Source organism: Pseudomonas sp. CC120222-01a, from assembly GCF_003097235.1.
In the GTDB taxonomy this organism is placed as follows: domain Bacteria; phylum Pseudomonadota; class Gammaproteobacteria; order Pseudomonadales; family Pseudomonadaceae; genus Aquipseudomonas.
The window spans coordinates 41,307-55,096 of record NZ_QEQQ01000007.1; the positions used below are offsets into that span (position 1 = coordinate 41,307).

A 13,790-nucleotide genomic window follows, 5' to 3' on the forward strand; every position below is an offset into this window, starting at 1 on the left:
AAAGCCCGGGGCTTTCGCAAGCCCCGGGCCTCTGTCAGCAACCCACTATCAGTGGAACTGCTCTTCCTCGGTCGAACCGGTCAGTGCAGTCACCGACGAAGCGCCACCCTGGATCACGGTGGTCATGTCGTCGAAGTAGCCGGTGCCGACTTCCTGCTGGTGCGCCACGAAGGTGTAGCCCTTGCTGGCGTCGGCGAATTCCTGCTCCTGCAGCTTCACGTAGGCGGTCATGTCGTTGCGGGCGTAGTCGTGCGCCAGGTTGAACATGCCGTGCCACATGTTGTGGATGCCGGCCAGGGTGATGAACTGGTGCTTGTAGCCCATGGCCGACAGCTCGCGCTGGAACTTGGCGATGGTCGCGTCGTCCAGGTTCTTCTTCCAGTTGAAGGAAGGCGAGCAGTTGTACGACAGGATCTGGTCCGGGTATTCCTTCTTGATGGCTTCGGCGAAGCGACGGGCTTCGTCCAGGTCCGGCTTGGCGGTCTCACACCAGATCAGGTCGGCGTACGGGGCGTAGGCCAGGCCGCGGGCGATGGCCTGGTCGAGGCCGGCACGCACCTTGTAGAAGCCTTCACGGGTACGCTCGCCGATCACGAACGGCTGGTCGTACGGGTCGCAGTCGCTGGTCAGCAGGTCGGCGGCGTTGGCATCGGTACGGGCCAGGATGATGGTCGGCACGCCCGATACGTCGGCAGCCAGGCGCGCAGCCACCAGCTTCTGTACGGCTTCCTGGGTCGGTACCAGTACCTTGCCACCCATGTGGCCGCATTTTTTCACCGAGGCCAGCTGGTCTTCGAAGTGCACGCCGGCGGCGCCCGCTTCGATCATGTTCTTCATCAGTTCGTAGGCGTTCAGCACGCCGCCGAAACCGGCTTCGGCGTCGGCCACGATCGGCGCGAAGTAGTCGATGTAGCCGTCGTCACCTGGGTTCTTGCCGGCTTTCCACTGGATCTGGTCGGCGCGGCGGAATGCGTTGTTGATGCGCTTGACCACGGTCGGTACCGAGTCGACCGGGTACAGCGACTGGTCAGGGTACATGGACTCGGCCGAGTTGTTGTCGGCGGCGACCTGCCAGCCAGACAGGTAGATGGCCTGGATGCCGGCCTTGACCTGCTGCACTGCCTGGCCGCCGGTCAGGGCGCCCATGCAGTTGACGAAATCTTTTTCTGGGCGGAAGGATGGATGGGCACCTTCGGTGACCAGCTTCCACAGTTTTTCTGCACCCTGGCGGGCAAAGGTGTGCTCAGGTTGCACGGAGCCACGCAGGCGAACGACATCGGCGGCGGTGTAGGTACGGGTCACGCCTTTCCAGCGCGGGTTCTCGGCCCAGTCTTTCTCGAGGGCTGCAATTTGCTGTTCGCGTGTCAGTGCCATGGAAATAAACCTCGTCGCATCGATCTTGGGTTAATTGTGCTGATGCTCGGGGCCGATCAGGGACCTGGCAGCTGTCCTGTCCGGGGGAGTGCGGCGGCGAACGCGAAGGCTCGAAGGGGAAGGAGGTGCAGGTCAGGCGCAGGTGTGCTCCGGCAGGTCGGCTCGTGGTTGCCTTGCTGCGGTGCTACGCGATTGCCATTACTGCGGTGATGCGCTTCCGTCCCTCGGGACAACTTCTTCGTTGCAGTCGCAATCCCGTCGAACCGCCTTGTGGGCCGTATAGACACGAGGTGCCTCCAGGGGTGGGAGGAGTACGCCTCGAAGGCCCTTGCCAGGGCCCCTGATTAGCGGGAGCGAGGCCATCATGCCTTTGGGAAAAAGACCCTGTCAACGGTTTTGTAGTGCTTTTTTCTACTTACTACATCTTTGGTCTAGTGCGACTTGGCGGTCAGTTTCAAGGCCTTTGGTCGAGGCCTTGAATTGCCTGGGATCAGTCCAGAAGGTCGACTTTGACGCGCAAAGTCATGTTTTCACCCCGTTGTGTGCTGTAAGTGCGACTTGACGGGTTGCGCTCGGCTTGGCTCTGCTGGTTGTAGCCGGCCAGGGTGATCCACTCGCCGAGCCTGCCACTGATTGTCGTGTCGGTACTTTGCACTTTCACTACATCGGCACGTTCCTGGCTCATTCGGTCGTTATTGGTGCTTATTTGCAGGCGAACCGTATCGCCGCTCAGGCTCGGCGTGACGTAGAAACCCTGGGTCACATTGCGGTATTCGGTGTTGCTCTGAATGCGCCCGTAGCCATCGGTGCTGGTGCTGGTGATCGGGATGCTCTGGCCGATCTGGATCAGCGCGGGTTGGCCTTCGCTGGCCTGGATTTGCTGCAATCCGCCATCGCGGTTGCTGGTGCCGTAGCGGATGACCTGGCCGTTGCCGCGGTTGTCCTGGTAGTTGCTGTCATTGTTGTCGACGCTGATCAGCAGGCGTTTGGGGGTGGTGTCCAGCTGTTGCAGCAGGGCGCGCAGGTCGTCGATGCGTTCGGGGCTGGCATTGACGATCAGCTTGTTCTCGAAGGCGCTGACCGTGCCGTCGCGGCCGATGAAGGCCTGGGCGGCAGGCAGCAGTTCGGCGCTGCTGCGATGCTGCAGGGGCACCACCTCGGTGGCGGCCTGGGCGGTGAGGCTGGTGGCCAGCAACAGGGCAGTGAAGAGGGGGCGTAGCGGCATGTCCATGATCTCCGCAGGTGGAATCAACATGATGGCAAATTTGTCAGATATTTGCCGGGCCTGGATCACAGCTGTCCGTATGCATGGCTGCCATGGAAAGGGAGAAGGGTGTTTTATCTTCTTTTATCTTGTAGGCTATAAATTATAGTCGTTACGATAATTGAGGATAATGACATGTCACCCTCCCGCCCGTTGCTGCGTCGCGAACAGTTGGCCAAAGCCCTGGCCCAGGACCTGGCCGGCGAGTCGTTGGTCGATTACAGCTCGGGCATGTTCCTGGCTGCGCCTCGGCGTACCGGCAAGAGCACCTTCCTCAACAACGACTTCATCCCTGAGTGCGTGCAGCGTGGCTGGCTGCCGGTGTATGTCGATCTGTGGTCGGACCGCGATGCCGCCCCGGCCGATCTGATCAGCGGCGCGATCGGTACCGCGCTGGGCCGTTTCGAGGGTGCGTTGCCCAAGGCCGCGAAGAAAGCGGGCATCGACAAGATCAACCTGCTGCGTACCCTCAGTTGGGACTTCACCCGCCCGCAACTGCCAGCCGGTACCACCCTGGCCCAGGCGTTGGCGGTGCTGCACCAGGTGTCAGGGCAGATGGTGGTACTGATCATCGATGAAGCGCAGCACGCGCTCAACAGTGAAGATGGCCTCAATGCCATGTTCGCCCTCAAGGCGGCGCGCGACCATCTCAATCGTGGAGACCGCCCGGACGGCCTGCGCCTGGTGTTCACCGGGTCCAGCCGTGACAAGCTCGCCAACCTGGTGCTCAAGAGCAAGCAGCCGTTCTTCGGTGCCAGCATCACCCCGTTTCCGTTGTTGGGGCGCGAGTATGTCGGCTTCATTACCGAGCTGTGGAACCGCCGTCTGGCCGACAGCAACCAGTTCAAGGCCGAGGATCTGGAATATGCCTTTGAGTTGGTGGGGCGGCGGCCAGAAATGCTCAACAAGTTGCTGGCTGAGGTCAGTGTGGGGTTGGGCGAAGCGGCCAACTTGGGCGAGTTGTTGCGCACCGGCGCGCTCAACCACCAGGCTGGGGTGTGGAGTGACTACGAAAGTGCCTGGAACGAGTTGTCGCCGTTGCAACAGGCTGTGCTTGAGGTCATGGCCGACCGCGCGCAGGTCCGGCAGCCGTTCTCGCCGTTTACCGAGCAGACCATGATCGATGTCGCACGCAAGCTGGAGCAGGCCGGGGCCAACGTCAACGCCAGCACGCCCAATGTGCAGAAGGCCCTGGATGCGCTGCGCGACAAGGAGCTGGTGTGGAAGGCCAACCGTGGCGAGTACGCCCTGGAGGATGCGTCGATGGCGCAGTGGCTGACCCGTACAGGCCGATAGCATGCCTCGCGGTGGCCGTTGTCAGACAAATTCCGTAACATCGCGCCCCTTGTTTTTCCGTACCGTCCGCCCGGACCGCACCACAGGATGCCCATGAAACCCGCCCGACTACGCGCCGACCTGCTCGCCGGCCTGACCACTTCGTTCGCCCTGGTGCCCGAGTGCATCGCCTTCGCCCTGGTAGCCCACCTCAACCCTTTGATGGGCCTGTATGGCGCCTTCATCATCTGCACCCTGACGGCGCTGTTCGGCGGCCGCCCGGGGATGATCTCCGGTGCCGCAGGCTCCATGGCGGTGGTGATCGTCGCACTGGTGGTGCAACACGGTGTGCAATACCTGCTGGCCACGGTGCTGCTGGGCGGGGTGGTGATGATCCTGTTCGGCCTGCTGCGCCTGGGCAAGCTGGTGCGGCTGGTGCCGTACCCGGTGATGCTCGGCTTCGTCAACGGCCTGGCGATCGTCATCGCCATGGCCCAGCTCGAGCACTTCAAGGACGGTGAGCACTGGCTCAGCGGCGCACCGCTGTACCTGATGATCGGCCTGGTGGCGCTGACCATGCTGGTGGTCTACGTGCTGCCGAAGCTGACCCGTGCGGTGCCGCCGGCACTGGTGGCGATCCTCGGGGTTGGCGTGGCGGTGTACCTGCTTGACCTGCCGACGCGCACCCTCGGCGACATGGCGCACATCGCAGGTGGCCTGCCACAGCTGGCTTTGCCGCAGGTGCCGTGGAACCTGGAAACCCTGAAGATCATCGCCCCTTACGCGGTGCTGATGGCCATGGTCGGCCTGCTGGAAACCCTGCTGACTCTCAACCTCACCGACGAGATCACCGAGAGCCGTGGCTACCCGGACCGCGAATGCGTGGCCCTGGGGGCGGCCAACATGGTCTCCGGCCTGTGCGGTGGCATGGGTGGCTGCGCGATGATCGGCCAGACCGTGATCAACCTCAGCTCCAACGGCCGTGGCCGGTTGTCGGGCGTGGTGGCCGGGGTGATGATCCTGCTGTTCGTGCTGTTCCTGTCGCCGCTGATCGAACGCATTCCGCTGGCGGCGCTGGTCGGGGTGATGTTCGTGGTAGCCCAGCAGACCTTCGCCTGGGCCTCGCTGCGGGTATTGCACAAGGTGCCGGTGAGCGATGTGCTGGCGATCATCGCGGTGACCGTGGTGACGGTGTTCACCGACCTGGCCACGGCGGTGCTGTTCGGTATTGTCATCGCGGCGGTGAACTTTGCCTGGCAGCACGCCCGCGAGCTGTATGCCGACAGCCACGAGGACGGGGAAGGTGGCAAGCATTACCAGGTGCATGGCACGCTGTTCTTTGCCTCGACCACGCCGTTTCTCAACCAGTTCGACCCCGCCAAAGACCCGGCCAAGGTCACCCTCGATTGCCAGCACCTGAGCTTTGTCGATTATTCGGCGATTGCGGCGTTGAAGACCCTGCGTGAGCGTTATGCCAAGGCCGGCAAGCACCTGCGCGTGGTGCATCTGTCGGAGCGCTGCAAGAAGCTGCTGAAGCGGGCTGGCGAGCAGCACTGAAGTTCTGTGCTACTTATGCCGGCCTCTTCGCGGCTAAAGCCGCTCCCACAGGGGGATGCGATCCCTGTGGGAGCGGCTTTAGCCGCGAAGAGGCCGGCACAGGAGAACGTCATTCCCCGCGGTTCTTCTTGACGATGCCATCGGCAATGCTCGCCGGTGCCTCGGCATAGCGGGTGAACTCCATCGAAAAACTCGCCCGCCCCTGGGTCATCGAGCGCATCGAGGTGGCATAGCCGAACATCTCGCCCAACGGCACCTCGGCGCGGATCACCTTGCCCGCCGGTGTCTCATCGCCATCCTGGATCATGCCCCGGCGCCGGCTCAAGTCGCCGAGGATATCGCCCTGGTACTCCTCCGGCGTCACCACTTCGACCTTCATCACCGGCTCCAGCAACACCGCGCCGCCTTTCTGCGACAACTGCTTGGTGGCCATGGAGGCGGCGATCTTGTAGGCCATTTCGTTGGAGTCGACGTCGTGGTACGAGCCGTCGAATACCGCCGCCTTCAGGTTGATCAGCGGGTAACCGGCCAGCACGCCGTTCTTCATCTGCTCCTCGATGCCTTTCTGGATCGCCGGGATGTACTCACGCGGCACCACGCCGCCGACGATCTCGTTGACGAACTCCAGGCCTTCCTTGCCTTCATCGCCAGGGGCAAAGCGGATCCAGCAGTGGCCATACTGGCCGCGCCCGCCGGACTGGCGAACGAAGCGGCCCTCGATCTCGCAGGTATTGCGGATCTTCTCGCGGTAAGCCACCTGCGGCTTGCCGATGTTGGCGTCGACGTTGAACTCGCGTTTCATGCGGTCGACGATGATGTCCAGGTGCAGTTCGCCCATGCCGGAGATGATGGTCTGGCCGGTTTCTTCATCGGTGCGCACACGGAACGACGGGTCTTCCTGGGCCAGCTTGCCCAGGGCGATGCCCATCTTCTCCTGGTCGCCCTTGGTCTTCGGTTCCACCGCCACCGAGATCACCGGGTCGGGGAAGTCCATGCGTTCGAGGATGATCGGCTTGTCCATGTCGCACAGGGTGTCACCGGTGGTGACGTCCTTCATGCCGATCAGCGCAGCGATATCGCCTGCGCACACGTCCTTGATCTCGGCGCGCTGGTTGGCATGCATCTGCACCATGCGGCCGATGCGTTCCTTCTTGCCTTTCACCGAATTGAGTACGGCGTTGCCTGAGCTGAGCACGCCGGAATATACCCGGGCGAAGGTCAGGGTGCCGACGAAGGGGTCGGTGGCGATCTTGAAGGCCAGGGCAGAGAAGGGCTCTTTATCGTCGGCGTGCCGCTCCAGGTGCTTTTCTTCGTCGTCCGGGTCGGTGCCCTTGATCGCCGGGATTTCCGAGGGCGCGGGCAGGTAGTCGATCACCGCGTCGAGCATCAGCGGTACGCCTTTGTTCTTGAACGAAGAGCCGAGAATGGTCGGGACGATTTCATTGGCGATGGTGCGTTGGCGCAAGGCCGCCTTGATTTCATCGACGCTCAGTTCCTCGCCTTCGAGAAACTTCATGGTCAGCTCATCGTTGGCTTCGGCGGCGGCCTCGATCATGTGTGCACGCCATTCGTCGGCCAGTGCCTGCAGTTCGGCGGGAATGGCTTCTTCGCGGTAGCTGGTGCCCTGGTCGTTGTCGTTCCAGTAGATCGCCTTCATCTTCACCAGGTCGATCTGGCCGATGAAGTTCTCCTCGCTGCCGATGGCCAGCTGGATTGGCACCGGGTGGTGACCCAAGCGCTGGTCGATCTGCTTGACCACGCGCAGGAAGTCGGCGCCCTGGCGGTCCATCTTGTTGATGTAGGCCAGGCGCGGCACGTGGTACTTGTTGGCCTGGCGCCAGACTGTCTCCGATTGCGGCTCGACGCCGTCGGCGCCGCTGAACACCACCACCGCGCCGTCGAGCACGCGCAGCGAGCGCTCCACCTCGATGGTGAAGTCGACGTGGCCGGGGGTGTCGATGATGTTGAAACGGTACTTGTCGGCGAACTGCTTGGTCGAGCCTTGCCAGAAGGCTGTGGTCGCCGCCGAAGTGATGGTGATGCCGCGTTCCTGTTCCTGGGCCATCCAGTCCATGGTCGCGGCGCCATCGTGCACCTCGCCCATCTTGTGGTTGACCCCGGTGTAGAACAGGATGCGTTCGGTGGTCGTGGTCTTGCCAGCGTCCACGTGGGCGACGATGCCGATATTGCGGTACAGCTCGATGGGCGTTGTACGGGCCATGGCGGGCTACCTGCGGATGGGCGGATTCCCCCACGGTAGCAGAGCGGGGAAATCCTGCCTGACCGCCGGGCCGTCAGTCAGCCTGGGCTTGCAGCATCCATTGGCCGTCGATTTCGCGGGCCAGGCCGCTGGCCGGCAGCAGGGCCAGCAGGCGCTGGTGCAGGGCGGCTTCGGTGAAGGTCTTGAGGGTGGTCAGGTCCAGCGCGCCGAGCAGCGTAAGGTCGGCCTTGGTGTACGACAGCCAGGCCTTTTTCAGTACCTGGGCGACGTCACTCCCGGCGGTGCTGGCGAAGCGGCGGTGCCACGGGCGGCCTTCGAAGGTGAAGTTGTGTGCGTGGCTGTAGGTGCTTTCGTCGCTGCCTTCGGCGCAGCGGTGGCAGCGGCACGGGCCTTCGCCAAAGGCGTTGCGCAGGTAGCTGTTGAAATCCACGACGGGCTTGAGGGTCAGGCGTTTGTCGACCTCGAACAGGTCGGCGATCAGGGGTTCTTCGGCGCTCACTCAGGTGTCCTCGTGTGGTGTGGCGTGCATCGGCGGGCACCCTAACAGATCGGGGCAGCTTTTGCAGGCCCGGCCTCTTCCGCGTACTCTACGCGCCCATCTACCCCGACACCCTTTTGAGGTAACCCCGCTTGAGCACCAAGTACCCCTACACCGCCACCGTGACCATCAGCGCCGAAGACCGCGGCGGTGACACCGAAGCCTCGGAAAACCCAGGCATGCGCGTCGGTCTGGAAGCGGTAACCGAAACCCTGAAGAAGGTGCATTTCGTCGGTACGCTCGCGGCCCCCGAGAAAACCGCCACGCACATCTGCGTGACCCTGGAGAACGGCCTGACCTACTACGGCCCGATCGTCAACGGCCACGCCGAACTCGAAGGCGGCTGGATCGCCTTCGAGTCCGACATGCTCACCCCTGAAGAACTGGGCCTGTAAGCCTCAGCTCAGTTCAGCCAGGCACTGCTCGAAGATATCCAGCCCTTCCTCGAGCACTTCGGCCTCGATGGTCAGCGGTGCCAGCAGGCGAATGATGTGCCGCGCCTTGCCGCTGGGCATCAGCAGCAGCCCCTTGGACCGCGCCGCTTCCATCACCTTGGCCAACTGGGCTGGTGCCGGGCTGCCATCGGCATTGACGAACTCGATGCCACGCATGGCGCCGGTGCCGGTCAGGCGGCCGATGTACGGGCTCAGGTTCGAGGCCTTCCACCGGGCGTGGCGGCTAACGATCGCTTGCTCCTGGCGTTCACCCCAAGTGGCAACGTTGTCGTCGGTCATCTGTGCCAGGCTCGCCAGCGCCGCCGCGCAGGCGATCGGGTTGCCCGAATAGGTCCCACCCAGGCCGCCCTTGGGCAGTGCCGCCAGCAAGTCCTGACGCCCGACCACGGCGCCCAGCGGCATGCCGCCGGCGATGCTCTTGGCCAGTAACAGCAAATCCGGTTCGATGCCTAAGCGTGGGAAAGCGAAACGCTGGCCGGTACGGCCGAAACCGGACTGGATCTCGTCGATGATGATCAGGATCCCGCGCTCGTCGCAGAAGCGCCGCAGTGCCTGGGCAAACGCTGGGTCAAGGGCCAGGAAGCCGCCTTCGCCTTGCACCGGTTCGAAGATGAACGCCGCCACGTCCTCCACCGCCAATTCGACGCTGAACAGGCGGTCCATGGCCTTGAGCGCCTGCTCGCAGGTGACGCCGGTATCGGCGCTGGGGTAGGGCAAGTGGTACACCGGCCCCGGCAGTTCACCGACCTTTTGCTTGTACGGCGCGACCTTGCCGTTGAGGTTCAGGGTGGCCAGGGTGCGGCCGTGGAAGCCGCCGTCGAAGGCGATGATGGCGCGTTTGCCAGTGGCGGCGCGTGCAACTTTCAGGGCGTTTTCCGCCGCTTCAGCGCCGCTGTTGGTGAGCATGCCGGCCAGCGGGTAGCTGACCGGGACGAACTGGCGCAGGCGCTCCATCAATTCCAGGTACGGGCCATGGGGCGCAGCGTTGAAGGCATAGTGGGTCAGGCGGCTGGCCTGGGCCTGGATGGCCTCGACCACGGCCGGGTTGCAGTGGCCCAGGTTGAGCACGCCGATACCGCCGACAAAGTCGATGTAACGTTTGCCGTCGGTATCCCAGACTTCGGCATTACGGCCATGGGAAAGTGTGATCGGATGAACGATGGCAATGGATTGGCTGATACTTTCCAGATTCATGGGCACGCGGACCTTGTTCGAGTTTCTTAATATCCAAGCGCGCCGCGGTATTATTCCGCAAACGAATTATTCGATTGCGATCATTCCCTGGATTCGCGAACTCTAGCGGTCGTCCTCGGCCGCCCGCTCGCGGATCCACTGCACGAAGGCCTTGACCTTGGGCACTTCGGCAGCATGTTCGGCGTGGGCGATGAAGTGCCGGCCATTGCTCGCCACCGGGTGGTCCCAGGCCACCACCAGCTTGCCTTCGCTCAGTTCTTCGGCCACCAGGTAGCGCGGAATCAGGGCAATGCCACAGCCGGCGATGGCGGCGCGGATGCACAGGTAGAACGTGTCGAAGCGCGGCCCGTGGTAGCTGTTCTGGCTGTGCAAGCCCAACCCCAGGAACCACTCGTGCCAAGCCTCCGGCCGTGATGCGCACTGCAGCAGCCGGTGTTCGGTGAGCGCCTCGGCGCTGTCGAAACGGTGCCGGGCCAGCAGCTCGGGTGCGCACACCGGCACTACCTCCTCGCTGAACAACTCGATGCAGGTGGCCCCCGGCCAGGTGCCCTGGCCGAAGAAAAAGGCGATATCGGCCTTGGCCTGCACCAGGTCGAATGGCTCCAGTTCGTTGCGGATGTCCAGGTGGATGCGCGGGTGGCGGTCGCCGAAGCCCTTGAGCCTGGGCACCAGCCAGCGCGCACCGAAGGTTGGCTGGGTGGCGATGCGCAGCACCTCGGTCTCGTCACCGTAGCTGAGGATGTAGCGGCTGGAGATGTCGATCTGGGTGAGGATCTTGTTCACTTCGGTGAGGTACAGCGCGCCGGCCGGGGTCAGGTGCAGGCGCCGGCGAATACGCTGGAACAGCGAATGCGACAGCATGTCCTCGAGCTGCGCGACCTGTTTGCTGACGGCACTCTGGGTCAGGTGCAGCTCCTGTGCTGCACGGGTGAAGCTCAGGTGTCGGGCGGCGGCTTCGAAGCACTGCAGGGCGGTGGTCGAGGGCATCAGGCGTTTGGACATGGCAGGCGCGTACCGAGCAAAAAAGGATGAAGTTCATTCCGTATTGGAATCATGTGCTTCGAAAAGGTCGTTTGTTGACCTCGCCCTATAGATTAATACTGACCTCGATCAACGATTACAACCGGTACGGCGAAGAGGAGGTAACGGCGCGACCGGCGACATAAAACAACAACAACGAGCAATACGACCTACCCGACTTCTGCTCCAACTTTTCAGCCGACGACGGCATTCAAACCGCACGCCGGCCGACCCATTCGAGGGTTCTTCATGGCTTCGCTACACAACAACAAACAGCGTTCCTTGCAGCACGGCCTGACCTCGCGTCAGGTGTCCATGATTTCCATTGCCGGCATCATCGGTGCCGGCCTCTTCATCGGTTCTTCCAACGCCATCGCGACGGCGGGCCCAGCCATTCTCATCTCCTACGCCATGACCGGCCTGCTGGTGCTGCTGGTGATGCGCATGCTGGGGGAAATGGCCATCGCCAACCCCAACAGCGGCTCGTTCTCCACCTACGCCTCCGAAGCCATCGGCCCCTGGGCAGGCTTTACCATCGGCTGGCTGTACTGGTGGTTCTGGGTGCTGATCATCCCGGTCGAGGCCATCGCCGGTGCAGACATCCTGCATGCCTACTTCCCGGGCGTGCCGTCCTGGCTGTTCGCCTTCCTGATCATGGTCGTGCTGTCGGGCAGCAACCTGGTCAGCGTGAAGAACTTCGGCGCGTTCGAGTACTGGTTCGCGCTGGTCAAGGTGGTTGCGATCATCGCCTTCATCGCGGTCTGCAGCCTGGCCGTGTTCGGCTTCTGGCCGCTGGCCGAGGTGTCCGGCATCAGCCGCCTGTGGGACAACGGCGGGTTCATGCCCAACGGTTTCGGCACCGTGCTCGGTGGCGTGCTGATCACCATCTTCTCGTTCTTCGGCGCCGAGATCGTCACCATCGCCGCCGACGAGACCGCCAACCCGAAAGACAAGATCCGCCGTGCCACCAACCTGGTGGTGTACCGCATCGCGATCTTCTACCTCGCATCGATCTTCCTGGTGGTGTCGCTGGTGGCCTGGAACGACCCGAGCCTGAAAGCGGTAGGCTCGTTCCAGCGCGTGCTGGAAGTGCTCAACGTGCCGGGCGCCAAGTTGCTGGTCGACCTGGTGGTGCTGGTGGCGGTGACCAGTTGCATGAACTCCGGCCTCTACACGGCTTCGCGGATGCTCTATTCGCTGGGTGCCCGTGGCCAGGCGCTGAGCATGACCAAGCGCATTTCCGGTGCTGGCGTGCCGACCGTGGCGGTGATCCTCTCGACCCTGGCCGGCTTCGTCGGTTGCTTCGTCAACTATGTGCTGCCGGGCAAGGTCTTCGGTTTCCTGCTGTCCACCACGGGCGCCATCGCCTTGCTGGTGTACCTGGTGATCGCCGTGTCGCAACTGCGCATGCGTGCCCGTGCCGAGCGTGAAGGGCGCCCGCTGGAACTGAAGATGTGGCTGTTCCCGTGGCTGACCTGGCTGGTGATCGGCACCATCGTCATGGTCCTGGGCTACATGCTGTTCAGCGATGCCTACCGCTACGAGACGCTGATGACCGCTGGTGTGACCCTGTTTATCCTGCTGGTCTCGCTGACCCAGAAGAGCGGAAAGGTGGTTGCCCAGACCGCTTGAGGGTGGTGCTTTGATTTGGGGCGTTCGCCTTGGGTTTTGTGGCGTCTGTGAGATCGAGCGCCGCCCGCGCGGCGCATCGCGGGCAAGTCGGATCGCCGCACCGCCGCTCCCACATCTGTTTCGGGCCAGTTAGTCCTGTGCCGCCAACAGGATCCGCCTTGGTGCCTGACTGGAGACCGATGATAAGCAGTTGCGCGCATGACTGGAGATAGATGGAGCGGCATCAGCGCCCACCGAGATGCATTGCCATGCCAACAAGGCGGTCCCTGTTGGCTTCACAGGAGCGATTGGCCCGAAACAGATGTGGGAGCGGCGGTGCGGCGATCCGACTTGCCCGCGATGCGCCGCGCGGGCGGCGCTCGATTTCCGCACCACCAAAAAAGCCAAGACAGGCGTCTGTAAGACACAGAAGAGCTCAAGGCGCACGGCCAGGCCAGCTGATCAACGGCGGGTGATGGTCAGCCAGCCGGGATGTCTCTACAGTGACGGTTCCCATTCAAGCCCAAGGTTGACCATGACCGATCTGAGCGCTTTCCCCATCACCCGTAAATGGCCCGCGAAGCATCCCGAGCGCCTGCAGCTGTACTCGCTGCCCACGCCCAACGGCGTCAAGGTGTCGATCATGCTGGAGGAGATCGGCCTGGCCTACGAGCCGCACAAGGTCAGCTTCGACAACGATGACCAGCTGAGCCCCGAATTCATCTCGCTCAGCGCCAACAACAAGATCCCGGCGATCCTCGACCCCAACGGCCCGGGCGGCCAGCCGCTGGCGTTGTTCGAGTCGGGGGCGATCCTGCAGTACCTGGCGGAAAAGAGCGGGCAGCTGCTGAGCCAGGACCCGGCCCAGCGCTACCAGGCCCTGCAGTGGCTGATGTTCCAGATGGGCGGCATCGGGCCGATGTTCGGCCAGGTTGGCTTCTTCCACTTCTTTGCCGGCAAGGAATACGAAGACAAGCGCCCGCGCGACCGTTACGTCAACGAATCGAAGCGCTTGCTGGGTGTGCTGGACCGGCACCTGCAAGGGCGCGAGTGGATGGTCGATGAATACAGCATCGCCGACATCGCCATCTTCCCCTGGGTGCGCAACCTGGTGGAGCGCTACAACGCCCGCGAGCTGGTGGGCTTCGATGCGTTCCAGGAAGTGCAGCGGGTGTTGGCCAAGTTCCTTGAGCGGCCCGCCGTGCAGCGTGGCCTGAAAATCCCCGCCTGAATCAGCTCACGCCACTTCCTGCAGGTGCGGCCTTTGTGGGAGCGGCCTTG

At 63.1% G+C, this 13,790-nt stretch carries 11 protein-coding genes; 5 read left to right on the forward strand and 6 right to left on the reverse strand.

What is annotated here, in order from left to right; genetic code table 11:
- Positions 1-48 precede the first annotated feature (48 nt).
- The gene (gene aceA / locus N430_RS11375; RefSeq protein ID WP_054913919.1) at positions 49-1,374 is read right to left on the reverse strand and encodes an isocitrate lyase; all 1,326 of its coding nucleotides are present in this window, start codon (positions 1,372-1,374) and stop codon (positions 49-51) included.
- A gap of 490 nt (positions 1,375-1,864) precedes the next feature.
- Complete coding sequence (locus tag N430_RS11380; protein WP_178083383.1) at positions 1,865-2,629, reverse strand: secretin N-terminal domain-containing protein; 765 nt, start codon at positions 2,627-2,629, stop codon at positions 1,865-1,867.
- Between the two features lie 144 nt (positions 2,630-2,773).
- Between N430_RS11380 and N430_RS11385 the strand changes: the two genes are divergently transcribed.
- Together N430_RS11385 and N430_RS11390 are read left to right on the forward strand one after the other, a co-directional pair.
- Entirely contained in the window at positions 2,774-3,934 is a 1,161-nt protein-coding gene (locus N430_RS11385; RefSeq protein ID WP_110639124.1) for a hypothetical protein, read from the forward strand.
- A gap of 93 nt (positions 3,935-4,027) precedes the next feature.
- Positions 4,028-5,470, forward strand: a complete 1,443-nt coding sequence (locus tag N430_RS11390; RefSeq protein ID WP_110639123.1) for a SulP family inorganic anion transporter — start codon at positions 4,028-4,030, stop codon at positions 5,468-5,470.
- A gap of 109 nt (positions 5,471-5,579) precedes the next feature.
- Here the strand turns inward: N430_RS11390 and fusA are convergent, their stop codons facing one another.
- Both fusA and N430_RS11400 read right to left on the reverse strand, forming a co-directional pair.
- Positions 5,580-7,691 (reverse strand): elongation factor G, encoded by a 2,112-nt coding sequence (fusA, locus tag N430_RS11395; protein ID WP_110639122.1) that lies wholly within the window; start codon positions 7,689-7,691, stop codon positions 5,580-5,582.
- 73 nt (positions 7,692-7,764) lie between these two features.
- Positions 7,765-8,190, reverse strand: a complete 426-nt coding sequence (locus tag N430_RS11400) for a hypothetical protein (protein ID WP_110639121.1) — start codon at positions 8,188-8,190, stop codon at positions 7,765-7,767.
- Between the two features lie 131 nt (positions 8,191-8,321).
- Between N430_RS11400 and N430_RS11405 the strand changes: the two genes are divergently transcribed.
- Positions 8,322-8,624: a hypothetical protein gene (locus N430_RS11405; protein WP_054884890.1), complete on the forward strand. Its 303-nt coding sequence runs from the start codon at positions 8,322-8,324 to the stop codon at positions 8,622-8,624.
- Between the two features lie 3 nt (positions 8,625-8,627).
- On the opposite strand, the gene N430_RS11410 is transcribed toward N430_RS11405, so the two are convergent.
- A complete protein-coding gene (locus tag N430_RS11410; RefSeq protein ID WP_110639120.1) occupies positions 8,628-9,878 on the reverse strand; it encodes an aspartate aminotransferase family protein in 1,251 nt (416 codons plus the stop codon).
- 102 nt (positions 9,879-9,980) lie between these two features.
- Positions 9,981-10,880: a transcriptional regulator GcvA gene (gcvA, locus tag N430_RS11415; protein ID WP_110639119.1), complete on the reverse strand. Its 900-nt coding sequence runs from the start codon at positions 10,878-10,880 to the stop codon at positions 9,981-9,983.
- Between the two features lie 267 nt (positions 10,881-11,147).
- Between gcvA and N430_RS11420 the strand changes: the two genes are divergently transcribed.
- The gene (locus N430_RS11420; RefSeq protein WP_110639118.1) at positions 11,148-12,530 is read left to right on the forward strand and encodes an amino acid permease; all 1,383 of its coding nucleotides are present in this window, start codon (positions 11,148-11,150) and stop codon (positions 12,528-12,530) included.
- Positions 12,531-13,044: 514 nt separating this feature from the next.
- On the forward strand, positions 13,045-13,740 hold the full coding sequence (locus N430_RS11430; protein WP_110639116.1) for a glutathione S-transferase N-terminal domain-containing protein: 696 nt from the start codon (positions 13,045-13,047) through the stop codon (positions 13,738-13,740).
- Positions 13,741-13,790 lie beyond the last annotated feature (50 nt).